The sequence below is a fragment of the Pseudooceanicola atlanticus genome, from assembly GCF_000768315.1.
GTDB classification, from domain to species: Bacteria; Pseudomonadota; Alphaproteobacteria; order Rhodobacterales; family Rhodobacteraceae; genus Pseudooceanicola; species Pseudooceanicola atlanticus.
Genome location: NZ_AQQX01000014.1, coordinates 61,952 through 83,066, shown reverse-complemented (window position 1 = coordinate 83,066; position 21,115 = coordinate 61,952). Strand labels below are relative to the sequence as shown.

Below are 21,115 nucleotides of genomic sequence, written 5' to 3'. Positions count from 1 at the left end.
CCATCGCTCTTGCGGCAACCGTCATCTACTGGTTATGAATCCTGACCCTAGGCGGTGACGGCGTCTGGATGGTGTCGGATGCTGACGGTCTGCGACTCTCGGTCCTGGGAATTGGTCAGGCCGCCGCCGCAGTACCCTGCAATCCGACCTCCATACCGCAGCGTGGGGCCGGCGCAATGCTGACAACAGCCGGTCTCGTTCCCTCCTGGGAGGCTCTACTCGAACTTTCCAACGACGCATGGCAGAAAAGCATGCCCCTCGGAGACCTACTGGCCAAGGCGCAGGCCCTTGCGGCAAATGGATATCCGATCAGCGCATCACAGCGCTTCTGGCTGGACTACCGACGAGGTGATATCCACGACTGGCACGGTTTCGCTCAGGCTTTCTTGCCTGAAGGACTGACGCCAAAGGTCGGGACACAATTCCGGCAGACCAACCTGGCCCGAATGCTGTCTGTGTTGGCGAACGAAGGATTGGAAAGTTTCAGGACCGGTTCAATCGCGGCAGAGCTTGCGCTTGGCCTTGCAGCGGCAGGCTCGCCGATAACGGGCTCCGACCTCGCTGCCACCTCTGCCCGGATCGAGACACCGCTGTCCCTTCGGTCTGGCGATTGGACGCTTTTCGCTCCCCCTCCGCCAACGCAGGGGGCGACCACCTTGTTGATACGGGCGCTGCTCGATCAGGTTTGCGGTGCAAATCGTCGTCCTGCGAATCCGGCCTCGCGCTTTCACGTACAGGTCGAAGCTGTGAAACAAGCATTCCTGCACCGAGCAGGCCTGGCCGATCCCGACTTTACCGACCAATCGGATGCGCTTCCCTCCGCCCGGCATATCGCTGGCATGGCCCGGCGCATCTCAAGGATTCAGGCGTTGCACTGGCCCGATCAACTGGAAACGGCAGATACCGTATTCTTGGCGGTCGCGGATGCAAAAGGACGATGTGTCAGCGGCCTCCAAAGCACCTATTTCGACTGGGGTTCGGGCGTACTTGTCGGTAATACTGGCATTCTCTGGCACAATCGCGGCGCCGCCTTCGCATGTGATGAGAGCAACCCGAACGGACTGGCGCCCGGCAAGCGGCCCTTCCACACGTTGAACCCAGGGTTCGCAATCCGCGATGATGGCGAAATCATCCTGTATGGGACACAGGGCGCCGATGGTCAGCCACAGACGCTGACGGTTATTTTGGACCGGCTATTGGCAGACTCCGCGGACGTTTCGGATGCTCTCCGCTCACCCCGTTTCCTACTGGGCCGAACGTTCTCCGACAGTCAGGACACGCTCAAGATCGAAATTGATAGTGGGGAAAGCGTGCAAAATATTCTGAAAGACATGGGGCACGAGGTTGCCCCGCTTCCCGTTCTAAGTCCGCTTGCAGGACAGGCCGGTGCTGTCAGGATTCACCGGGACCACAGCAAGTCGCTCGCCCACGACCCGAGAGGTGAGGGAAACGCAGGCTCGACCGGTTGATAGCCTGATCGCATCAAATACTGCGAAAGGGTCAGCGTTGACGCCCAATAGGCAACACTCGCGACGAGCACGTTTGCCGAGAAGAACCCCTTTGGATATTTATCGGATCCTTTTGCAAACACGGGCGGGTCTTGAACTGCCTGACGCCAGTCCCTCTGTGGCTGAAGTCAGTGCAAGGCTTCGCCAGACTCGACCACGCTGATCGACCTGCTGGGCCTGCTTTCCTTGACAGGTTGGGCCTTTGGGCATAAACGGCGCCTCAATACCCGGAGTCCATGATGATTCCGGTCCCGTTGCCTTTGTTGCAGGGATCGCCACCAGTCAGCGCGTCGCGCCCACTGGTGCCCTTGGCCTATGCGCCGATCGGGTTGTTTCCATCGCCGTTCCCGCCCACATCGGGGACATTGTCTGAGACCTGGAGGCCTAAGGAGGGCCGGGGCATGTTTGAAAATCTTTCCGACCGCCTCTCTGGCGTCTTCGACCGGCTGACGAAGCAGGGCTCTCTGTCCGACGAGGACGTGAAGACCGCCCTGCGCGAGGTTCGGGTCGCCCTGCTCGAGGCGGACGTGTCGCTGCCGGTGGCGCGCGATTTCGTCAAGGCCGTGCAGGACAAGGCGACGGGCCAGGCGGTGACGCGGTCCATCACCCCGGGCCAGCAGGTGGTCAAAATCGTCCATGACGAACTGGTCCATGTCCTGGCGGGCGATACCGAAGAGCCCGGCAAGCTGCGCATCGACAACCCGCCCGCGCCGATCCTGATGGTCGGTCTGCAGGGGTCGGGCAAGACGACGACCACCGCAAAGCTGGCCAAGCGGCTGAAGGATCGCGAGGGCAAGAAGGTCCTGATGGCCTCGCTCGACGTGAACCGCCCTGCCGCCATGGAACAGCTGCAGATCCTCGGCACCCAGATCGGCGTGGATACCCTGCCGATCGTCAAGGGCGAGGATCCGGTGACCATCGCCAAGCGGGCCAAGACCCAGGCGTCGATGGGCGGTTACGACGTCTACATGCTGGACACCGCGGGCCGCCTGCATATCGACCAGGAGCTGATCGCCCAGGCCGCCGCCGTCCGCGACGTGGCCAATCCGCGCGAAACCCTGCTGGTGGTCGACGGTCTGACCGGCCAGGACGCCGTCAACGTCGCGACCGAGTTCGACGACAAGATCGGTGTTTCGGGCGTCGTGCTGACCCGGATGGATGGTGACGGCCGCGGCGGCGCCGCCCTGTCGATGCGCGCCGTCACCGGCAAGCCGATCAAGTTCGTCGGCCTTGGCGAAAAGATGGACGCGCTCGAAACCTTCGAGCCGGACCGCATCGCCGGGCGTATCCTCGGCATGGGCGACATCGTCGCGCTGGTCGAAAAGGCCCAGGAAACGATCGAGGCCGAACAGGCCGAGAAGATGATGAAGCGGTTCCAGAAGGGCCGGTTCAACATGAACGACCTGAAGATGCAGCTGGAACAGATGCTCAAGATGGGCGGCATGGAAGGCCTCATGGGCATGATGCCCGGCATGGGCAAGATGGCCAAGCAGATGGAAGGCGCCGGGTTCGACGACGGCATCCTGCGCCGTCAGATCGCCCTGATTCAGTCCATGACCAAGCTGGAACGCGCCAACCCGCAGATCCTCCAGGCCAGCCGCAAGAAGCGGATCGCCAAGGGCGCCGGCCTCGAAGTGTCGGAGCTCAACAAGCTTCTCAAGATGCACCGGCAGATGGCCGACATGATGAAGAAGATGGGCAAGGGCGGCATGCTGAAACAGGCCATGAAGGGCATGTTCGGCAAGGGCGGCGGCATGCCCGAAGGCATGGACCCCTCGCAGATGGATCCCAAGGCGCTGGAACAGGCGGCCAAGCAGATGGGCCAGATGCCCGGCGGCATGGGTGGCATGGGCAAGGGCGGTCTGCCCGGTCTCGGCGGCGGCGCCTTGCCCCCCGGCCTGTCTGGATTCGGCAAGAAGAAATGATCTCTGTGGCGCCCCCCTTCCCGGTCATCGAGACCGAGCGTCTGCGTCTGGTCTCCCCCGCGGGGCCGGATTTCGACGCCGTGGGGGCATTCCTGATGCCGGGCGCGCCGCGATTCCTCGACAATTACCCGGATGAAGAGGCCACCTGGTGGTCCGTCGCGACCATCATCGGCCACTGGCACCTGCGCGATTACGGCATGTTCGCCGTCACCGACAAGAAGACCGGCGCCGCCTACGGGCTGGTCGGGCCGTGGTTCCCCAAGGGCTGGCCGGAACCCGAATTGTCGTGGAACCTCACCGAAGGTGCAGAGGGCCTGGGCCTCGCGCAGGAGGCCGCGCGCGGTGTGCTCGACTGGCTCTTCACCGATCGCAAATGGCCGTCGGTGATTTCGCTGGTGGACCCGGACAACGCGGCCTCGGTCAAGCTGGTGGAGCGGCTGGGCGCCCGGCCCGAGGGCATGTTCCACCACGACATGGCCGGCGATTTCCGCATCTGGCGCCACGTGCCGCGTACCGCCGCCGGCCGCAAACTGCTTGAGGGCTGGGCATGACCGATATCCCCGTCCTCACCTCCGAACGCCTGACCCTGCGCGGTGCCGATGCCCGTGACGTGGACGCGCTCGCGCAGTTCTATGCCTCGGACCGGTCGGCCTTTGTCGGCGGCCCGCTGACCCGCGACCTGGCGTGGCGGCAGCTGGCCACCGAAATCGGCCACTGGACGCTCAAGGGCTTCGGCCGCTGGATCGTCACCGAAACCGCCACCGGCGCGACAATCGGCATGGTCGGGCTCTGGGCGCCCGAGGGCTGGCCCGAACCGGAAATCGGCTGGGATCTCTTCGACGGCTTCGAAGGCAAGGGCTACGCGACCGAGGCGGCGCAGACCGCGCGCGCCTATGCCTATGACATCCTTGGCTGGTCCACCGCGATCTCGCTGGTGGCACCGGGCAACGAGGGGTCCGCCCGCGTCGCGCTGCGCCTGGGCGCCCGGCTCTCGGGTGAATTCACCCATGCCAAGCTCGGCCACCTGCACATCTACCGCCACCCGGCCCCGGATGAGCTCGTCAATGGCGGGGCGGAGGCTTACGCATGACCGCCCTGCCCCGCGATATCCCCGTCCTGACGATCCCCGTGCCCCGGCTGGAGACCGAACGGCTGATCCTGCGCGGCCCCGAAGGCCGTGATTTCGACGCCATCCGCGACTTTGCCATGGATGCCGAACGCACCCGCTTTGTCGGCGGCGCGGCGGCTAACGAGTTCGAGGTCTGGAACGGCTTCATGCGCTCCATCGGGCATTGGATGTGGCATGGCTACGGCTTCTGGATCCTCGAGGAAAAGGAAACCGGCCAGACCGTCGGCCGCGTCGGCATCCTGAACCACCTGGGCTGGCCCGAACCGGAAATCGGCTGGCACGCCTTTGCGACGGGCGAGGGCCGCGGCCTGGTCCACGAGGCCGCGATCGCGATCCGGTCCTGTGCCGCGCACCAGCTGGGCCTCGACCGGCTCATCAGCCAGATCCACCCGGAAAACCGCCGCTCCCGCGCCCTGGCCGAACGGCTTGGCGCGGTCGAGGAAAGGGCGACCTTCCTGCTGGATGAACCCTGCCTGATCTACCGCCACCCTTCGGCGATCGGGGGTGCGGCATGACGGCCCCGACCTTGCGCTCCGACGTTGTCACCCTGCGCCCGCACCGGATCGAGGATATGGAGGCGTTCTGGACCTTCTTCCAATCCGACCGCGCGGCCTATGTCGACGGGCCGTCCTCACGGACCCAGCTCTGGTACGGTTTCGCATCCGAAGTCGGAAGCTGGACGCTTGTCGGTCAGGGCGGGTGGGCCGTCGAGACGCCCGACGGGCGGCTCGCGGGTCAGGTCGCCGTGACGCAGCCGCCGCATTTCCCCGAACGCGAACTGGGCTGGATCCTCTTCGACGGGTTCGAAGGGCGCGGCCTTGCCTTTGCCGGGGCCAGCCTCGCGCGGGACTGGGCCTTTGCCAACGATCCCGGCGCCCCGCTGGTCAGCTATATCGACCCGGAAAACACCCGCTCCATCGCCCTGGCCGAACGGCTCGGCGCGGTTCAGGATGCGCAGGCCGCGCGTTACGATCCGCAGGATGTGGTCTATCGTCACCGGAGGGCCGGTTGATGAACAATCACGATCACGCAATCAAAGCCGGTTGGCTCCGCCGTCTCGTGCGGCCCGCTTCTCGCGGAAAACCGGCTCGACCGAAAAGGATCAAAGCCATGGCAAAATCCCTGTTCCCCGAGATCCAAACCGATCGTCTGTACCTGCGTGTCGGCGTTCCCGACGACCTTGATGAGCTGGATCGCTACTTCTCCTCCGATGCATCGCGCTATGTTGGCGGCCCGCGTCCCCGCTCCGCCTCGTGGGAGGCGCTGTGCGCCGGCGTCGGTCACTGGCATCTGCGCGGCTTCGGTCTTTGGATCATTCTCGACCGGGAAACCGGCGCCCAACTGGGTATTGCCGGCCTGTCCCAGCCCGATGGCTGGCCCGAACCGGAATTGGTCTGGGTGATCTATGACCAGTATTCCGGCCAGGGTATCGCCACCGAGGCGATACAGGGCTGTCGCAACGCCGCGGCCGAGCATTTCGGAATCCGTCGCCCGATCTCGCTTCTGCGGCCCGAACATCAACCGCTCGTCAAGATGGTCGAACGGATGGGCGCGGAACATATCGGCGATGTCGAGATCCCCGAATTCGGCCCGATCGCCGCATGGCGTCACGCAGACCCCAAGAAATCCGGGATCGACGATGCCTGAAACAGCGATCCCCGTCATCGAAACCGAACGCCTGGTGATGCGTGGACCGGAGCCCGGGGATTACCCGAGTTTCCGGCACACTTTTGCATCCTACCGGTCGCGGTTCATGGGCGGGCCGCTCAATGCCTACGAGACCTGGATGCTCTATGCCGCGGAAATCGGCCATTGGCAGATCCGGGGCTACGGGATGTGGATGATCCACGACCGCAAGACCGACGAGACGCTGGGCATGGCCGGCGGCTGGAAACCCGCGCAATGGCCCGAGGCGGAAATCGCCTGGATCATCTGGCCCGAAACCGCCGGGCACGGCTACGCACTCGAGGCGACCCATGCGGCGCGCGGCTATTTCTACAACACCCTCGGATGGGAGGGCGCGGTCAGCTACCTCGACCCCAAGAACCTCGATTCCGTGCGACTGGCCGAACGGCTGGGCGCGGTCAAGGACAACGCGGCCCCGACGGTGGATGGGCATGATGTCTGCTATCGCCACCCCTCTCCGGCCGATCTGCGCAGCAGCCAGATCGCCGACGGGATCGAGCTCGAGATCCGCTCCTATTACGATCCGCTCTTCAAGCCGAAGGGATACGCCATTGACTGACGCATCCCCGATCTGCCGCGGCGCGCGCACCGACGTGATACCGACGTTGTACCGACGCGATACCGACGCCGCTTTTTGCCCCCGAAAGGACCGCACATGACCGATGCCGTTGCCCGCGCCGCAGAGCTCCTCAAGGGGCACCGCGAAAGCATCGACCGGCTCGATGCGATCCTCGTCTACACCTTGGGTGAGCGGTTCAAGCACACCCAGGCGGTCGGCAAGCTGAAGGCCGAACACGACCTTCCGCCCTCCGACCCGTCCCGCGAGGCCGCGCAGATCGCGCGCCTCGAAGACCTGGCGGTCCAGGCCGATCTCGACCCGGATTTTGCCAAGGAATTCCTGAACTTCATCATCGCCGAAGTCATCAGGCATCACCAGAAACACCAGATGTAGGCCGGGAAAAACCGCGCCTAAACCACGCCATTCAAAGGAGAAAACACAATGGCTATGAAAATCCGTCTCGCCCGCGGCGGCTCCAAAAAGCGCCCCTTCTATCGCATCGTTGCCGCGGATTCCCGCATGCCCCGCGACGGCCGCTTCATCGAGAAGCTGGGCACCTACAACCCGCTGCTGCCGAAGGATTCGGAAGACCGCGTGAAAATGGACATGGAGCGTATCCAGTTCTGGCTCGACCAGGGCGCCCAGCCCACCGACCGTATCTCCCGCTTCCTCGAAGCCGCTGGCGTCGTTGCGAAAAAAGAGCGTAACAACCCCAAGAAGGGCACCCCGGGCAAAGCCGCTCAGGAGCGCGCCGAAGCCAAGGCCGCCAAGGAAGCCGAAGCTGCCGAAGCCGCTGCTGCACCGGCCGAAGAAAGCGCCGAATAATCAGCGCTTTACCCTGTCCGGCGCCGGGTTCGTCCCGGGCCGGATCGGGCATGCCCTGCGGGTGATCCATGCTGTTCCGACCGGTCCGCACGCTGATCCTGATCGCCATCGCTTTCGGCGCCGGCATCATGTGGGAACGCGAACGCGCGGCGGAAAATTGTGTGGAAAAAGCAGGGGTTCTGCAGGATATCGTCTGCAGGTAGCAAGGGGATCGTGATGACGGATCAGGTCTGTGTCGGGGCCATTGCCGGCTCTTACGGGGTGCGTGGCGAGGTGCGGCTGAAAAGCTTCTGCGCCGAGGCCGAAGCCATCGCCGATTACAGCCCCCTGTCCGACGAAAGCGGCCAGCGCAGCTTTACCGTCACGCTGACCCGCCCCATCAAGAACGGCTTTGCCGCCCGGCTGGGCGGCATCTCCACCAAGGAAGAGGCCGACGCGCTCAAGGGGCTTCAGCTTTATGCCCCGCGCGACCGTCTGCCCGCCACCGAAGATGACGAATATTACCATGCCGACCTGATCGGACTGACGGTCTACGACACCGGCGGGACCGAACTGGGCATCGTGCGCAGCGTCATGGATCACGGTGCCGGAGATCTTCTGGAAATTCATGGGCCTGCGCTGAAGACCACGGTGCTTCTGCCCTTCACCAAGGCCTGCGTGCCGACCGTCGACCTGGCCTCTGGCCGGATCGTCGCCGACCCGCCGGAGGGGCTCTTCTGAGATGAGCTGCCGGGTGCTCGTTCATGCGGGATTTCACAAGACCGGAACAAGCTCTGTACAGCGCACGCTCAGACGCAACAATGGCCGCCTGTCGGACCATACCCGCCTGTTCCTCAAGGACGATCTGACCCCACTCTGCGAGGCCGCCCGCGCCTATTCGATCCGTCGTGACGCGCTGGATCTGGGCCTTGTCACCTACGAGGCTGCGCAGTTGTTCGAAACGCTCGAACTGGCCGACCCGCGCCCCGTCGTGATCTCGGCCGAGGATCTGTCGGGCCACATGCCCGGCCGCCACGGCCTGCGCAGCTATGCCGCCGCGCCCGCGATCATGGCCTGTCTTGTCGACACCGCTGCCGCCGTCAGCCCCGACATCCAGATGGAATTCTGGTTCACCCTGCGTGCATCCGGGCCATGGTTGAAATCCTGCCATGCGCAAAACGTCCGCGCCTCGCGCTACCGGGGCGATCTGGCCAGCTATACCGCTGATATAGAACCGGAAACCGACTTGGCGGCCACCGCCGCCGTGGTCGCGGACCAGACCGGCGTTCCCGTCAGCACTGACCACATCGAAGAGATCGGAACCGACCCGCTCGGTCCCGCTGCGCGCCTGCTGACGCTGGCCGGGCTGGACCATAAGACGCTGGACGCACTGACCCCGGTGCGCCATTCCAATCCCAGCCTACCCGACGCCATCATTGCCGAGATGCTGGCGCTGAACCGCTCCGACCAGACGGACCGGGAGGTGCACCAGGCCAAGCTGCGCCTGGCCCGGGCCCACGAGACCGCGAAAGAGACGACCGAATGACCACGCCTTCCAAATCCCACGGCCGCAAGACGATTCGCCCGTCGCTGGTGCCCCAGGACCTGATGTCGGAACCGACCGTTCTGGCCGGCATCTGGACGGCGCGGGTCATCACCTTGTTTCCGGGCGCTTTTCCCGGCGTGCTGGGCGAAAGCCTGACCGGCAAGGCGATGAAGGACGGCAAGTGGCAGCTGGAAACCGTCGACCTGCGCCAGTTCGGAGAGGGCAAGCATCGCAACGTCGATGACACGCCCGCCGGCGGCGGCGCGGGCATGGTGCTGCGCCCCGACGTGATGGGCCGTGCCATCGACCATGCGCAGCGCCACGCCAAGGGGCGCTGGCCGCTGGTCTACCTGTCGCCACGCGGGCCCCGGTTCAACCAGGCCATGGCACAGCGTCTGGCCCAGGCCGATGGCGTGACGATGATCTGCGGCCGGTTCGAAGGGCTGGATGAGCGGGTGATCGAACATTACGGCATCCAGGAAATCAGCCTGGGCGATTTCGTCATGACCGGCGGCGAACTGGCCGCGCAGGCGGTGATCGACGCCACGGTGCGGCTGCTGCCCGGTGTGCTGGGCAATGCCGAATCCACTGAAAACGAAAGCTTTTCCGACGGGCTTCTGGAGCATCCGCAATATACCCGCCCTGCCGAATGGATGGGCCGTGCGATCCCCGACGTGCTGATGTCGGGCCATCACGGCGAGATCGAAAAGTGGCGCCAGCAGATGTCCGAGGCGCTGACCCGCGCCCGCCGACCCGACCTCTGGGCCGCCGCGCGGGCGCCGCTTCTGGATGATGCGGTGCGCGGGGTGACGGATGCCGCCACCCTGACCGATTTCCTGCACTCCAAGCTGGGCGACATGCCCGATGTGACGGCGCTGGAACGGGCCCTGGCCACGGATCCGGCGCTGCCGCCCAATCCCTGGACCGCGATCGCGCAGATTCTGTGGGTCGCGCGGGGCTGAAAGGCCCCAAAACCCTTGATCCATGGGCGAATCCGGCTTATAGCCCGCGCGTCCGGGGTCGAAAGGCCCATCGGACCGTCCATCTGTTGCCAAGGGCCGGTTTCTTCACCGGGTTTCCGGGCCGGATGGAAGAACAAAGAAGATAGGTGACTTGACCTCTGGCGGGCTGCAACGCGCGGGACCCGGGACGAAGACCAGAGCTATCAGGCAACAATCATCGTGGGAAAACCACGGATATAGGAGAATAGCGATGGACCTGATCGCACAGCTCGAGGCGGAACAGATCGCCGAACTGGGGAAAGAGATCCCCGATTTCAAAGCGGGTGACACCATCCGCGTCGGTTACAAGGTGACCGAAGGCACGCGTAGCCGTGTGCAGAACTACGAAGGCGTGTGCATTTCGCGCAAGAACGGCGACGGCATTGCCGGTTCGTTCACCGTGCGGAAAATCTCCTTCGGTGAGGGCGTGGAACGTGTGTTCCCCCTCTACTCCACGAACATCGAAAGCATCACGGTCGTGCGCCGCGGTAAAGTGCGCCGTGCGAAGCTGTACTACCTGCGTTCGCGTCGCGGTAAATCCGCACGGATCGCCGAAGTTTCCAACTACAAGCCCAAGAAAACTGGCGCCGAAGCGTAAGGACCGTAAAGATGAAAAAAGATACTCATCCCGAATACCACGTCATCGACGTCAAGATGACCGACGGCACCGTTGTCCAGATGCGCTCCACCTGGGGCAGCGAAGGCGACACCCTGTCGCTGGACATCGACCCCTCGGTGCACCCGGCCTGGACCGGTGGCTCCTCGCGCCTGCTGGATGCCGGCGGCCGCGTGTCGAAGTTCAAGAACAAGTATGCCGGCCTGGGCTTCTAAGCTCCCCCGGATCGAAATGCGAAACGCCGCTCCCTCGGGGGCGGCGTTTTTCGTTTGCGGGGTGGAGACTGACCGACCGGACGAGGTGAGAGCGCCTCACTCGCCCGAGGTCGCGGCCTCGTACCAGGCGACGATGGTCGCGCGCTCCTCCTCCTCGATGAAGCTCAGATTGGCGGGCGGCATGGCATGGGTCAGCCCCGCCTGCAGGTAGATCGCCCGCGCCTGCCGCGCGATCTGCGCCTCGGTCTCAAGCCGGATGCCCTTGGGCGCCCAGTGCAACCCGTCCCAGCCCGGTTCCGCCGCGTGGCACATGGAACACCGGCCCAGCACGATCTGGTGCACGTCCTCCCAACCTTCGGCCTCGACGAAACGGACGGCGGCACCGGTCGCTTCCTCGGGTTCGTCGGCCCGGAACATCGGCGCGGTCGACAGCCACATCACGAGGATGAACAGCAGCGCGGTGGCCAGCCAGGTCCAGGTCGGGTTGCCCTTCCGCGCGTGGATCGAGTTGAAGAAGTGCCGGATCGTCACCCCCATCAGGAAGACCAGCGATGCGATGATCCAGTTGTATTCGCTGGCAAAGGCCAGCGGGTAATGGTTCGACAGCATCATGAAGATGACCGGCAGAGTCAGATAGTTGTTGTGGGTCGACCGCTGCTTGGCGATCTTGCCGTATTTCGCATCCGGCACGCGCCCGGCCTTCAGGTCCTCCACCACGATCCGCTGGTTGGGCATGATGATGAAGAAGACGTTGGCGCTCATGATCGTTGCGGTGAAGGCGCCCAGGTGCAGCAGCGCCGCGCGCCCCGAAAAGACCGAGGTGTAGAAATAGGCCAGCACGACAAGGATCACGTAGAGCGCCAGCATCAACCGGGTGTTGTCGTCGCCGAACTTCGACTTGCAGATGAAGTCATAGGCCAGCCAGCCGAACCCCAGCGACGCGAGCGAGATCAACACCGCCACGGGCCCCGAGATATCGGCGACCGACGGGTCCACCAGGTAGAACTCGGCACCCAGGTAATAGACCAGGAACAACAGCGCAAAGCCGGACAGCCAAGTCGAATAGCTTTCCCATTTGAACCAGATCAGGTCGCCGGGCATCTTGTCCGGCGCGACCAGGTATTTCTGGACGTGATAGAACCCGCCGCCATGAACCTGCCATTCCTCGCCATCCGCGCCGCTTTCCAGGTTGCGATCCCGGTGCAGGCCAAGGTCCAGCGCGATGAAATAGAAGGACGACCCGATCCAGGCGATGGCGGTGATGACATGGGTCCAGCGCACGGCAAATTCCAACCACGCGCCCATGGCGGCCAAATCGTACATCCATAGCTCCTTGCTTTTTGCTTCACTATGTCGGGGGCGCGGCGGCACGTCCATCCGCTTAGTCGCGGCATGGCTACTGGCGCGCCAGCCTGCCGCCAAGCTGCTGAACAAGTGTACAGATCAACGACCCTGGGGTCAGCCCGCGCCCAGTCGCGCACGGAAATCCATCCGCAATGCCAGACCCGCGATGACGGCGAAGGTCGCAAGGATCACTGGCCAGGGCGCCTGGCCGATCGCCGTCGCCCCCTGCCCCAGCCCGGCGGCCACGACCCCGCCAAAGGACCACAGCATCACATGTGCATGGGCCATCCTGCGTCCCAGCGTCGTCCGCCCCCGCACCAGCGCCGTGGCGACGATCAGCGAGACAAGGCTGATGATGGCAAGAAGGTGAAAGATGCCGGGGGTCTGGCTGTCTTCGTAGATGCCAAAGACGATCACATCCGACACCAGCAGCGCCCCGACGAACAGGTAGCCCCGGCGCCGGTGATCCCGCGTGCCCGGACGGCGCAGGAACTGCACCGTGCCGACGGCAAGCGCCACGATGACAAGGATCAGATGCAGGAGGCCCAGCCAGGTCATGCGCCAGCCTGACCGCCGGATCCGAATCCTGTCAAGCCAGGGCGCACAGCGACACCGCGCGCGCCCCGGCTGACCGGATCAGATCGCCTTTTTCAGGCTCTCGTCGATATAGATCTCGCGCAGACGCTTGGCGATCGGTCCGGGCGTGCCCGTGCCAATTGTGGCGTCGTCGATCTGCACCACCGGCTGCACGAAGGTCGTGGCCGAGGTGACAAAGGCCTCGTCTGCATCCTGTGCTTCCTCGATGGTGAATCCGCGCTCCTCGACCTCCATCTGGGCCTCTTTCGCGAGACGCAGAACAGCAGCGCGGGTGATGCCGTGCAGGATGTCGTTGGACAGCTGCCGGGTGATGATCTTGCCACCCTTCACGATATAGGCGTTGTTCGAGGTGCCCTCGGTCACCTGGCCATCCTCGACCATCCACGCATCGTCGGCCCCGGCCTTCTTGGCCATCATCTTGCCCATCGACGGATACAGCAGCTGCACCGTCTTGATGTCGCGGCGGCCCCAGCGGATATCCTCGATCGAGATGACCTTGATCCCGGTATTGGCGGCCGGCGCGTTGGCCAGGTTCTTCTGCTGCGTGAACAGAACCAGCGACGAGGGCGTTTCGGCCGGGTCGGGGAAGGCAAAGTCGCGGTCGGCGGGCGCGCCACGGGTGATCTGCAGGTAGATGCCGCCCTCGGTCAGGTCGTTACGCGCGATCAGTTCGCGGTGGATGGCCAGCAATTCGTCGGTGGTGACCGGCGCGGCCATGTCCAGTTCCTTCAGCGACCGTTCCAGCCGCTTCGCGTGCCCGTCGAAATCGACCAGCTTGCCCTCGAGGACCGAGGTGACCTCGTAAACGCCATCCGCCATCAGGAACCCGCGGTCAAAGACCGAGATCTTGGCTTCGTTTTCCGGAACATACTCGCCGTTCACATAGACTGTGCGCATTTCAGGCATCCTCAATTGCTTGTCCCTTCGTGACGCGCGGGACGGGGAAATTCAAGCGACAGGTTGCCGCCACGTTGGTCGGTGCGGGCCTCAGCCCCAAAGCGCAGGCTGCGACGGGTGGACTCCCTGTTCGTCGAACTGCAGCGGCGTGGCACGATCCTTGGCCAGCAGCAGCGGACCGTCCAGATCGGTGACCATCGCCCCCTGCGCGACCAGCACGGCGGGGGCCATGGCCAGCGAGGTGCCGACCATGCAACCGACCATCACGCCATAGCCCTGGGCCAGCGCGTCCTGCCGCAGGGCCAGCGCCTCGGTCAGGCCGCCGGTCTTGTCCAGCTTGATGTTCACCACGTCGTACTTGCCCTTCAGCTGCGGCAGCGATGCGCGGTCGTGACAGCTTTCGTCGGCGCAGACGGGCACCGGACGGTCCATGCCGATCAGCGCGTCATCCTCGCCCGCGGGCAGCGGCTGTTCGACCAGCGTCACGCCCAGGCGCACCAGGTGCGGCGCGAGGTCGGCATAGACCTCGGCCGACCAGCCCTCGTTGGCATCGACGATGATCTGCGCGTCGGGAGCGCCCCGCCGGACGGCTTCCAGCCGGGGCATGTCGTCAGGCGTGCCGAGCTTGATCTTCAGCAGCGGCCGATGCGCGTGCTTGCGGGCCGAGGCCTCCATCTGGTCGGGTTCGGCCAGCGACAGGGTGTAGGCGGTGATCTCCGGCCCCGGCGCGGTCAGACCGGCCAGTTCCCAGGCCCGTTTGCCGGCGCGCTTGGCCTCAAGGTCCCACAGGGCGCAGTCCAAGGCGTTGCGGGCGGCTCCTCCCGGCAGCATCTCCTGTAGGGCGTGACGGTCGAAGGGCGTCGTCAGGCCGGTGATCTCGGCCGCAACGCTTTCCATGGTTTCGTCGTACCGCGCGTAGGGCACGCATTCGCCGCGCCCGGTGATGCCGCCCTCGGTGATCTCGACGGTCAGGACCTTCGCCTCGGTCCGACTGCCACGGCTGATGGTGAATACCTCTGCCAGCGGAAAAGCTTCCGCGGTGACGCTGATCTCCACGCCCATCTCCTTCATCTTGCCCAAAATACTCCCGCCGGAGGCACGCGACGGCACCACCGGCAGGTCCGGTCTGGCCCAGCTTCAGCCGAGCGCCACCAGCGCGTCAACCAACCGGTCGGAGCCGTGGCGATACGGATCGACGGTGGGCAGGCCCATGCGATCCTCGACCTCCTTGAGGTAGGCGACGGCCTCGTCCTCGCCCAGGTGCTGGGTGTTGACGGAAATGCCCACCACCTCGCAGGCGGGGTTCGCCACGCGGGCCAATTGCAGCGCGGTGTCGCGCAGCGCCTCGAGCGTCGGCAGCTTGTAGCCCGGCAGGCCGCGCATGTGGTCGCGGGTCGGTTCGTGGCACAGGATCAGCGCGTCGGGTTGCCCGCCATGCACCAGCGCCATGGTCACACCGGAATAGGAGACGTGGAACAGGCTGCCCTGCCCCTCGATCATGTCCCAGTGGTCGTCGTCGTTGTCAGGCGTCAGCCATTCGATGGACCCGGCCATGAAATCGGCGATCACGGCGTCCAGCGGCACGCCTTCGCCGGTGATCAGGATGCCGGTCTGTCCTGTCGCGCGGAAGCTGGATTTCAGCCCGCGTTTCTTCATGTCGCGATCCATCGCCATGGCGGTGTACATCTTGCCGACGGAACAATCGGTGCCCACGGCCAGGCACCGCTTGCCCTTGCGCTTCTCGCCATTGGCGATCGGGTATTTCACCGACGGGATCCGCACATCGTGCAGCACCTGGCCGGTGGCCTCGGCCACGGCTTTCAGGTCGGGTTCGTCGCGCAGCAGGTTGTGCAGGCCCGAGGCCAGGTCGAACCCTTCCTCCAGCGCCTCGATCAGCACCTTTTTCCACGCGGCGGAAATCACGCCACCCCGGTTGGCCACGCCGATCACCAGCGTCTGTGCCCCGGCGGCCTTGGCTTCGGCCAGGGTCATGTCGGGCAGCTTCATGTCGGCCTTGCAGCCCTCCATCCGGAACTGGCCCACGGCGTTGTCGGGTCGCCAGTCTCGGATACCCTGCGCCACTTTCGCGGCCAGCGGGTCCGGCGCGTCGCCTAGAAACAGAAGATAGGGGGTCTTGATCATGGTAAGCTCCTTCTATGGCGCAAGTCTGGGCGATTCCGTCCGGGAAGAGGTTGCAATTCCGCAGATGCGAAACGATTTAGCGGGAAATTCTTCGAAGCAAGCACAGTTTCCCGGCAATCTTTGGCGTAGTTTTTCAGCAGGGCGGAGATTTCTGCCATCACTGCAATGACCTGAACCAGGTTCCCAAGGGGCCATGCCGCAGCGCAATATGCGCTTGCTTAGGTCTGGGTAATTTAATAACCCTCCTCGTGAACGATACGTAATATCCTTACTCAAGGAGGCAAGATGTCCTTCCGCATTCAGCCCACCCCTCCGGCCCGCCCCAATCGCTGCCAGCTGTTCGGCCCGGCGTCCAACGCCAAGCTGCCGCCCAAGATGGCCAGCTCGGACGCGGACGTGATCAACCTCGACCTCGAGGACGCGGTGGCGCCGGACGACAAGGAAAAGGCCCGTGCCATGTGCATCCAGGCGATCAGCGATGTCGACTGGGGCAAGAAGACCCTGTCGGTGCGCATCAACGGCCTGGACACGCCCTATTGGTACCGTGACGTCGTCGACCTGCTGGAACAGGCTTCCGACCGGCTGGACATGATCATGATCCCCAAGGTCGGCTGCGCCGAGGATATCTATGCCGTCGACGCGCTGGTCACCGCCGTCGAACGCGCCAAGGGCCGCACCAAGCCGGTCAAGTTCGAGGTCATCATCGAATCGGCTGCCGGCATCGCCCATGTCGAAGAGATCGCCGCCGCCTCTCCGCGTCTCGAGGCGATGAGCCTGGGCGCCGCGGATTTCGCCGCCTCCATGGGGATGCAGACCACCGGGATCGGCGGCACGCAGGAAGATTACTACATGCTGCAGAACGGCCAGAAATACTGGTCCGACCCGTGGCACTGGGCCCAGACCGCCATCGTCGCCGCCTGCCGGACCCATGGGCTTCTGCCCGTCGACGGCCCGTTCGGCGATTTCTCGGACGATGACGGCTATCGCGCGCAGGCCAGCCGCTCTGCCGTGCTGGGCATGGTCGGCAAATGGGCCATCCATCCCAAGCAGATCGCCCTCGCGAACGAGGTCTTCACCCCGCCCGCGCACAAGGTGGCCGAGGCCAAGGAAATCCTCGCCGCGATGGAAGAGGCCACCCGCACCGGTGCCGGCGCCGTGGTCTACAAGGGTCGTCTGGTCGACATCGCGTCGATCAAGCAGGCCGAGGTCATCGTGAAACAGGCAGAGTTGATCGCAGCGGGCCAGTAAGCCCCCGATCCTCAGCCCGAACGCCCGCGGAGAGGAGCCGCGGGCGTTTCTATTTGCGCCCCTGCCACCCCGTGTGGTCATGGGGAAATGACCTTTCAGACCGGTTCTTACCCCAAAGCCCCCTTGGCCTGAGCGTCATTTGGCTTAAAACATCCCCAAACCGGAATGAAAGGAGCCACCATGCGCCTCTTCGCCATGGCCCTGATCGCCCTGGGCCTTGCCCTTCCCGCCCGAGCCGAGATCGTCGAGAACGAGATGATGAAGGTCTTCGACGGCCACTGGGTGCAATCCAAGGATCCGTCGCAATTCGGCGCGCTGATGTTCCTGACCCAGGAACGTGCCGCGGCCGGGGAATATTTCACGATCCGCTGCGTCGGCGCCGACCGGTCGATCCGCATCGGCTTTCCCAAGCGGCAGAATGGCGGTGCCATCGGTATCACCATCGACGGCACCCCGCGCGAGATCGAGGCGAATTTTACCGGCCGCACCAAGGACCGGAACTTCCTCAAGGGCAATATCTTCAGCTACGAGCTGAAGTTTGACGATGCCGCCGCCCAAAGCGCCTTCCTCGAGGAAATGCGCGCCGGTCGGATGCTGACAGTGAAGGGGCAAAGCCTGCCGATCAGCCTTGCGGGCGCGGGCCAGGCCGTTCAGGAACAGGCCACCTATTGCCGCTGATCAGGCACGCTCGTCCTTGGGCGAGCCTATGACGACGTAGCTGGTGATCGCGCTGACCTGCGGCACGGTCCCCAGAACGTCCGTGTGGAACGACTTGTAGGATGCAAGGTCCGCCGCCTCGACCCGCAGCAGGTATTCCCAGGACCCCGTGATATTGTGACATTCCCGCACTTCGGGGGCGTCGGCAATCGCGTGTTCAAACGCCTCCTGCGCGGCCTTGGTGTGGTCCTTCAGCCCCACGGTGACAAAGGCGGTAAAGCCGACGCCCATCTTCTGGGGGTCCAGCACCGCGCGATAGCCGCGGATCACGCCCGACCGCTCCAGCTCCTGCACCCGGCGCAGGCAGGCCGAGGGCGACAGCCCCACCCGCCCCGCCAGTTCGAGATTCGAGATCCGTCCATCGCGGGTCAGTTCACGCAATATCTTGCGGTTGATCTCATCCATTCGTGCCGTCCAGTTGTGCAGTAAGCGTTATTATTAGCATGACTTGCAACCAAAGGCAGGCGAAACATCAATAGATTGCACGCAAACGCAATTCAACGAGTTCCCCCATGTCGCCCGAAGTCATCCTTGCCCTTGCCCTTTTCAGCCTCGTTTCGACGATCACGCCGGGGCCGAACAACCTGATGGTCATGGCCTCGGGGGCCAATTTCGGGTTCCGCCGGACCCTGCCACACATGCTGGGGATCAGCGGCGGCTTTGCCCTTATGATCCTGCTCGTGGGCGCCGGGTTGATCCGGGTTTTCGACCTCTACCCGGTCACGCATCAAATCCTGACGGTGCTCAGCGTCGGCTACCTGCTGTGGCTGTCGTGGAAGATCGCCAATGCCGCCCCGCCCGAGGCAAAGGGCGGCGAGGGCGCGAAACCGATGACGCTGATCCAGGCTGCGCTGTTCCAATGGGTGAACCCCAAGGCCTGGACCATGGCGGTGACGGCCATCACCGTCTACGCCGCCGATCGCAGCCTGCTGGCCATCCTGATCGTCGCGCTGATTTTCGGGGTCGTGGCGATCCCCTGCATCTCGCTCTGGACGGTGATGGGGCAGCAGATGCGGCGCATCCTGACCAATCCCGCCCGGCTGCGGGTGTTCAACTGGACGATGGCCGCGCTTCTCGTGGCGTCGCTGATCCCCCTCGTCTATCACTGAGGGATGACGCTGACCCTTCTGCACACCGCCCAGGTTCACGTGGCCCGGTTCGATGCCCTGCGCGACCGGATCGCGCCGGGGGCGGTGCTGGCCCATATCGTGGCGCCCGACTGGCTGGAGGACGCCCGCCGCGACGGAATCACCCCGGCCCTGACGGACCGGTTACGCGATGCGATTGGCGGGGCAGAAGGTCCGGTAATCTGCACCTGCACCACGCTGGGGGACGCGGCCGAACGTCTTGGTGCCATCCGTATCGACCGTCCGCTGATGCGCCAGGCCGCCCGGATCGGCGGCCGCGTCGCCATGGCCTATGCGCTCAGCTCGACCCTCGACCCCAGCCGCGCACTCTTTGCGGATGAGGCCGGCAGGGACCCCGACCTGATGATCGACCTGACCGCCCATTGGCCGCTCTTTGAAGGGGGCGATGAACAAGGTTTCGAACGGGCCATCGCAGACGGCATCCGACAGGCCATCGCCGGACAGCAGATCGACGCGGTGGTGCTTGCCCAGGCCTCCATGGCCGGGGCGGCGGATCACCTGGGGGATCTGGGGATACTGGTCCTGGCCTCGCCGGAACTCGCGCTGCGCTACGGACTGGGGATCGGGACGACCGGCTGACGCAGGATCGTGCGCAGTTTCTCGGGCGCGACGCGTCGGGGATCGGACAGGTAGATCTCGTGATGCGGCTTGCCGAAGGTCAGACCCATCCCCGGCATCACGCGGTCATGCAGATCGGCCAGCACCGGTGCCTCGTCGCTATAGGGGCCGACATGCAGGGTCTGCAGGCAATCGCCCTCCGCCTCCTCGATCAGCTGCACGCGGTCCAGCGCGTCGCTCTTGCCCCGCGCCTTTTCGCGCGCGGCGGCGACCATCGCATCGGTAACCGGCACCGGGATACGGATCATCGCCCGCCAATGCCATTCGTCCCGCCGCCCACCGGTAAAGGCCGTGGGGTCGTCGGCCCACCACAAAGCCTCCAACGGCGGCACGACGAAATCCGTGCCCGCCGCCTTGGCCTGGAACTTGATCCCGTAGGCCAGCGGGTACAGCGCGCCGATGGCCGCCGCATAATCCGGCCCGTCCGGGTTGCCCTGTCCCTGCACGGCCAGAAAGGTCATCGGCGGCACGTCCAGCCGTTCCCACACCCCTTTTCGACCCGAATACAGGGCTTTTTGCGTCTTCTTGACGTCCAGCTTGTCCATCTCAACCCCTCAGCGGCAGGTGGATCTGGGTCAACAGATCGTCGGGCGCAGTATCAAGCGGCGTGTTCAGATAGACCTCATAGGCCGCAGTGTCCGCGGGCTCCCGCCCCGACCCGGCCAGCCATGTGCCGAACAGGTAATCATAGGCCTCGGGCAGCCGCGCATAGGGCCCCTTGTAGTGCAGAACGGCATGATCGCCGCCCGGCAGGGTCCGCTCCTCCATTCCCTCGGGCAGGGCAAGGTCAGCGGCCAGTTCGAAGGCGGCAAAACTCTGCAACTCCGCCTCCGGCACGACCGAGACATCGTCGTAGAACACCCCGATCATCGCCCCCAATTGCGGGTAGAGCCCACGGGCGGCAATCATCACGTCGAGGCGGGAAAATGCCTCGGATATGCGGAAATAGGCGCCCCGATGGGGCAGGCCGACCAGGCGGCGGGACGGGACGGACTTGATATCGACGGGGAACATTGCGGACCCTCCTTTCCGGGATTTGACCAGCGGCACCGGGGTGCCGCGACGACGGAAGGCCGCGGGTGACAGGCCATATTGCACCGCGAAGGCGCGGTCGAAACTGTCCCGGTCGCCATATCCCACCGAGACCGCGATGGCGCTGATATTGCCGTCGGTCCAGACGATCTCGCTCGCGGCAAGGTGCAGCCGGATCCGCCGCACCGCCTGGGCGCATGTCTCTCCGGTCATCGCGCGGAACACGCGGTGCCAGTGAAACCGGCTCATCGCGGCGATATCGGCCAGAGTGTCCAGCGACAGGTCGCCCGCCGGATTGGCGTGGATATGGTCGATCACCCGCAGAAGGCGTTTTTCATAGGAATTGGTCATCTTAGCCTCCGGGGACGCCCTGTTCTTGCCAG

27 protein-coding genes and 1 pseudogene are annotated in these 21,115 nt (G+C 64.7%); 20 read left to right on the top strand and 8 right to left on the bottom strand.

Annotation, left to right across the window (positions count from 1 at the left end; translation table 11 throughout):
• The first annotated feature begins 38 nt into the window (after positions 1-38).
• The 16 genes and pseudogenes from ATO9_RS19900 to rpmE all read left to right on the top strand — a co-directional run bounded on the left by ATO9_RS19900 (position 39) and on the right by rpmE (position 10,989).
• Positions 39-1,469 carry a gamma-glutamyltransferase gene (locus ATO9_RS19900; protein ID WP_081979683.1) on the top strand — a complete coding sequence of 477 codons (1,431 nt, stop codon included), beginning with the start codon at positions 39-41 and terminating at the stop codon, positions 1,467-1,469.
• A gap of 440 nt (positions 1,470-1,909) precedes the next feature.
• The gene (ffh, locus tag ATO9_RS19895) at positions 1,910-3,433 is read left to right on the top strand and encodes a signal recognition particle protein (RefSeq protein WP_043753529.1); all 1,524 of its coding nucleotides are present in this window, start codon (positions 1,910-1,912) and stop codon (positions 3,431-3,433) included.
• Positions 3,430-3,984: a GNAT family N-acetyltransferase gene (locus tag ATO9_RS19890; protein WP_043753527.1), complete on the top strand. Its 555-nt coding sequence runs from the start codon at positions 3,430-3,432 to the stop codon at positions 3,982-3,984. The genes ffh and ATO9_RS19890 overlap by 4 nt, the downstream gene beginning before the upstream one ends.
• Positions 3,981-4,523, top strand: coding sequence for a GNAT family N-acetyltransferase (locus tag ATO9_RS19885; RefSeq protein WP_043753524.1), 543 nt, complete (start codon positions 3,981-3,983; stop codon positions 4,521-4,523). Before ATO9_RS19890 ends, ATO9_RS19885 begins: the two co-directional genes overlap by 4 nt.
• A complete protein-coding gene (locus ATO9_RS19880; protein WP_052418485.1) occupies positions 4,520-5,077 on the top strand; it encodes a GNAT family N-acetyltransferase in 558 nt (185 codons plus the stop codon). The genes ATO9_RS19885 and ATO9_RS19880 overlap by 4 nt, the downstream gene beginning before the upstream one ends.
• Positions 5,074-5,574, top strand: a complete 501-nt coding sequence (locus ATO9_RS19875; RefSeq protein WP_043753519.1) for a GNAT family N-acetyltransferase — start codon at positions 5,074-5,076, stop codon at positions 5,572-5,574. Before ATO9_RS19880 ends, ATO9_RS19875 begins: the two co-directional genes overlap by 4 nt.
• Positions 5,575-5,672: 98 nt before the next feature.
• Entirely contained in the window at positions 5,673-6,209 is a 537-nt protein-coding gene (locus tag ATO9_RS19870) for a GNAT family N-acetyltransferase (RefSeq protein WP_043753516.1), read from the top strand.
• Positions 6,202-6,807 carry a GNAT family N-acetyltransferase gene (locus ATO9_RS19865; protein ID WP_043753513.1) on the top strand — a complete coding sequence of 202 codons (606 nt, stop codon included), beginning with the start codon at positions 6,202-6,204 and terminating at the stop codon, positions 6,805-6,807. The genes ATO9_RS19870 and ATO9_RS19865 overlap by 8 nt, the downstream gene beginning before the upstream one ends.
• 96 nt (positions 6,808-6,903) lie before the next feature.
• Entirely contained in the window at positions 6,904-7,200 is a 297-nt protein-coding gene (locus ATO9_RS19860) for a chorismate mutase (protein ID WP_043753511.1), read from the top strand.
• A 48-nt stretch (positions 7,201-7,248) separates the two neighbouring features.
• Complete coding sequence (gene rpsP / locus ATO9_RS19855; RefSeq protein WP_043753508.1) at positions 7,249-7,632, top strand: 30S ribosomal protein S16; 384 nt, start codon at positions 7,249-7,251, stop codon at positions 7,630-7,632.
• Between the two features lie 68 nt (positions 7,633-7,700).
• Positions 7,701-7,835, top strand: a complete 135-nt coding sequence (locus ATO9_RS24955; protein ID WP_272945764.1) for a hypothetical protein — start codon at positions 7,701-7,703, stop codon at positions 7,833-7,835.
• Positions 7,836-7,848: 13 nt separating this feature from the next.
• Positions 7,849-8,352 carry a ribosome maturation factor RimM gene (gene rimM / locus ATO9_RS19850; protein ID WP_043753505.1) on the top strand — a complete coding sequence of 168 codons (504 nt, stop codon included), beginning with the start codon at positions 7,849-7,851 and terminating at the stop codon, positions 8,350-8,352.
• A gap of 1 nt (position 8,353) precedes the next feature.
• Positions 8,354-9,157 carry a hypothetical protein gene (locus ATO9_RS19845; RefSeq protein WP_043753502.1) on the top strand — a complete coding sequence of 268 codons (804 nt, stop codon included), beginning with the start codon at positions 8,354-8,356 and terminating at the stop codon, positions 9,155-9,157.
• Positions 9,154-9,927, top strand: a pseudogene (gene trmD / locus ATO9_RS19840) (tRNA (guanosine(37)-N1)-methyltransferase TrmD); the annotation flags it as partial. The gene ATO9_RS19845 and the pseudogene trmD, both read left to right, overlap by 4 nt.
• A 442-nt stretch (positions 9,928-10,369) precedes the next feature.
• Complete coding sequence (rplS, locus tag ATO9_RS19835; RefSeq protein WP_043753496.1) at positions 10,370-10,756, top strand: 50S ribosomal protein L19; 387 nt, start codon at positions 10,370-10,372, stop codon at positions 10,754-10,756.
• Positions 10,757-10,767: 11 nt separating this feature from the next.
• Positions 10,768-10,989: a 50S ribosomal protein L31 gene (gene rpmE / locus ATO9_RS19830; protein ID WP_043753494.1), complete on the top strand. Its 222-nt coding sequence runs from the start codon at positions 10,768-10,770 to the stop codon at positions 10,987-10,989.
• A 96-nt stretch (positions 10,990-11,085) separates the two neighbouring features.
• Here the strand turns inward: rpmE and ATO9_RS19825 are convergent, their stop codons facing one another.
• The 5 genes from ATO9_RS19825 to dgcN form a co-directional block, all read right to left on the bottom strand.
• Entirely contained in the window at positions 11,086-12,312 is a 1,227-nt protein-coding gene (locus tag ATO9_RS19825) for a urate hydroxylase PuuD (protein ID WP_043753490.1), read from the bottom strand.
• 135 nt (positions 12,313-12,447) lie between these two features.
• Positions 12,448-12,891: a DUF2306 domain-containing protein gene (locus tag ATO9_RS19820; protein ID WP_043753489.1), complete on the bottom strand. Its 444-nt coding sequence runs from the start codon at positions 12,889-12,891 to the stop codon at positions 12,448-12,450.
• A gap of 78 nt (positions 12,892-12,969) precedes the next feature.
• On the bottom strand, positions 12,970-13,827 hold the full coding sequence (locus tag ATO9_RS19815; protein ID WP_043753486.1) for a D-amino-acid transaminase: 858 nt from the start codon (positions 13,825-13,827) through the stop codon (positions 12,970-12,972).
• A gap of 90 nt (positions 13,828-13,917) precedes the next feature.
• Complete coding sequence (gene dgcA, locus ATO9_RS19810; protein ID WP_043753554.1) at positions 13,918-14,883, bottom strand: N-acetyl-D-Glu racemase DgcA; 966 nt, start codon at positions 14,881-14,883, stop codon at positions 13,918-13,920.
• A gap of 81 nt (positions 14,884-14,964) precedes the next feature.
• On the bottom strand, positions 14,965-15,969 hold the full coding sequence (gene dgcN / locus ATO9_RS19805) for an N-acetyltransferase DgcN (RefSeq protein WP_043753484.1): 1,005 nt from the start codon (positions 15,967-15,969) through the stop codon (positions 14,965-14,967).
• Positions 15,970-16,254: 285 nt separating this feature from the next.
• On the opposite strand from dgcN, the gene ATO9_RS19800 reads away from it, so the two are divergent.
• On the top strand, positions 16,255-17,217 hold the full coding sequence (locus tag ATO9_RS19800; RefSeq protein ID WP_043753481.1) for an L-malyl-CoA/beta-methylmalyl-CoA lyase: 963 nt from the start codon (positions 16,255-16,257) through the stop codon (positions 17,215-17,217).
• Positions 17,218-17,397: 180 nt separating this feature from the next.
• On the top strand, positions 17,398-17,895 hold the full coding sequence (locus ATO9_RS19795) for a hypothetical protein (RefSeq protein WP_043753478.1): 498 nt from the start codon (positions 17,398-17,400) through the stop codon (positions 17,893-17,895).
• Here ATO9_RS19795 and ATO9_RS19790 read toward each other — a convergent pair whose 3' ends face one another.
• On the bottom strand, positions 17,896-18,339 hold the full coding sequence (locus tag ATO9_RS19790; protein ID WP_043753475.1) for an Lrp/AsnC family transcriptional regulator: 444 nt from the start codon (positions 18,337-18,339) through the stop codon (positions 17,896-17,898).
• Between the two features lie 107 nt (positions 18,340-18,446).
• Here ATO9_RS19790 and ATO9_RS19785 point away from each other — a divergent pair, with 107 nt between their 5' ends.
• Together ATO9_RS19785 and ATO9_RS19780 are read left to right on the top strand one after the other, a co-directional pair.
• Entirely contained in the window at positions 18,447-19,043 is a 597-nt protein-coding gene (locus ATO9_RS19785) for a LysE family translocator (protein ID WP_043753473.1), read from the top strand.
• Between the two features lie 3 nt (positions 19,044-19,046).
• Positions 19,047-19,661: a hypothetical protein gene (locus tag ATO9_RS19780; RefSeq protein WP_043753471.1), complete on the top strand. Its 615-nt coding sequence runs from the start codon at positions 19,047-19,049 to the stop codon at positions 19,659-19,661.
• On the opposite strand, the gene ATO9_RS19775 is transcribed toward ATO9_RS19780, so the two are convergent.
• Positions 19,631-20,245, bottom strand: coding sequence for a GyrI-like domain-containing protein (locus tag ATO9_RS19775; RefSeq protein ID WP_043753469.1), 615 nt, complete (start codon positions 20,243-20,245; stop codon positions 19,631-19,633). The two genes, ATO9_RS19780 and ATO9_RS19775, sit on opposite strands and share 31 nt — an antisense overlap.
• Position 20,246: 1 nt before the next feature.
• Positions 20,247-21,083 carry an AraC family transcriptional regulator gene (locus ATO9_RS19770; protein ID WP_043753466.1) on the bottom strand — a complete coding sequence of 279 codons (837 nt, stop codon included), beginning with the start codon at positions 21,081-21,083 and terminating at the stop codon, positions 20,247-20,249.
• Positions 21,084-21,115: the final 32 nt, after the last annotated feature.

Coding starts and splice junctions, on each gene's coding strand:
- ffh (WP_043753529.1), top strand. CDS start 1,910: ATGTTTGAAAATCTTTCCGACCGCCTCTCTGGCGTCTTCGACCGGCTG.
- ATO9_RS19890 (WP_043753527.1), top strand. CDS start 3,430: ATGATCTCTGTGGCGCCCCCCTTCCCGGTCATCGAGACCGAGCGTCTG.
- ATO9_RS19885 (WP_043753524.1), top strand. CDS start 3,981: ATGACCGATATCCCCGTCCTCACCTCCGAACGCCTGACCCTGCGCGGT.
- ATO9_RS19880 (WP_052418485.1), top strand. CDS start 4,520: ATGACCGCCCTGCCCCGCGATATCCCCGTCCTGACGATCCCCGTGCCC.
- ATO9_RS19875 (WP_043753519.1), top strand. CDS start 5,074: ATGACGGCCCCGACCTTGCGCTCCGACGTTGTCACCCTGCGCCCGCAC.
- ATO9_RS19870 (WP_043753516.1), top strand. CDS start 5,673: ATGGCAAAATCCCTGTTCCCCGAGATCCAAACCGATCGTCTGTACCTG.
- ATO9_RS19865 (WP_043753513.1), top strand. CDS start 6,202: ATGCCTGAAACAGCGATCCCCGTCATCGAAACCGAACGCCTGGTGATG.
- ATO9_RS19860 (WP_043753511.1), top strand. CDS start 6,904: ATGACCGATGCCGTTGCCCGCGCCGCAGAGCTCCTCAAGGGGCACCGC.
- rpsP (WP_043753508.1), top strand. CDS start 7,249: ATGGCTATGAAAATCCGTCTCGCCCGCGGCGGCTCCAAAAAGCGCCCC.
- ATO9_RS24955 (WP_272945764.1), top strand. CDS start 7,701: ATGCTGTTCCGACCGGTCCGCACGCTGATCCTGATCGCCATCGCTTTC.
- rimM (WP_043753505.1), top strand. CDS start 7,849: ATGACGGATCAGGTCTGTGTCGGGGCCATTGCCGGCTCTTACGGGGTG.
- ATO9_RS19845 (WP_043753502.1), top strand. CDS start 8,354: ATGAGCTGCCGGGTGCTCGTTCATGCGGGATTTCACAAGACCGGAACA.
- rplS (WP_043753496.1), top strand. CDS start 10,370: ATGGACCTGATCGCACAGCTCGAGGCGGAACAGATCGCCGAACTGGGG.
- rpmE (WP_043753494.1), top strand. CDS start 10,768: ATGAAAAAAGATACTCATCCCGAATACCACGTCATCGACGTCAAGATG.
- ATO9_RS19825 (WP_043753490.1), bottom strand. CDS start 12,312: ATGTACGATTTGGCCGCCATGGGCGCGTGGTTGGAATTTGCCGTGCGC.
- ATO9_RS19820 (WP_043753489.1), bottom strand. CDS start 12,891: ATGACCTGGCTGGGCCTCCTGCATCTGATCCTTGTCATCGTGGCGCTT.
- ATO9_RS19815 (WP_043753486.1), bottom strand. CDS start 13,827: ATGCGCACAGTCTATGTGAACGGCGAGTATGTTCCGGAAAACGAAGCC.
- dgcN (WP_043753484.1), bottom strand. CDS start 15,969: ATGATCAAGACCCCCTATCTTCTGTTTCTAGGCGACGCGCCGGACCCG.
- ATO9_RS19800 (WP_043753481.1), top strand. CDS start 16,255: ATGTCCTTCCGCATTCAGCCCACCCCTCCGGCCCGCCCCAATCGCTGC.
- ATO9_RS19795 (WP_043753478.1), top strand. CDS start 17,398: ATGCGCCTCTTCGCCATGGCCCTGATCGCCCTGGGCCTTGCCCTTCCC.
- ATO9_RS19790 (WP_043753475.1), bottom strand. CDS start 18,339: ATGGATGAGATCAACCGCAAGATATTGCGTGAACTGACCCGCGATGGA.
- ATO9_RS19785 (WP_043753473.1), top strand. CDS start 18,447: ATGTCGCCCGAAGTCATCCTTGCCCTTGCCCTTTTCAGCCTCGTTTCG.
- ATO9_RS19780 (WP_043753471.1), top strand. CDS start 19,047: ATGACGCTGACCCTTCTGCACACCGCCCAGGTTCACGTGGCCCGGTTC.
- ATO9_RS19775 (WP_043753469.1), bottom strand. CDS start 20,245: ATGGACAAGCTGGACGTCAAGAAGACGCAAAAAGCCCTGTATTCGGGT.
- ATO9_RS19770 (WP_043753466.1), bottom strand. CDS start 21,083: ATGACCAATTCCTATGAAAAACGCCTTCTGCGGGTGATCGACCATATC.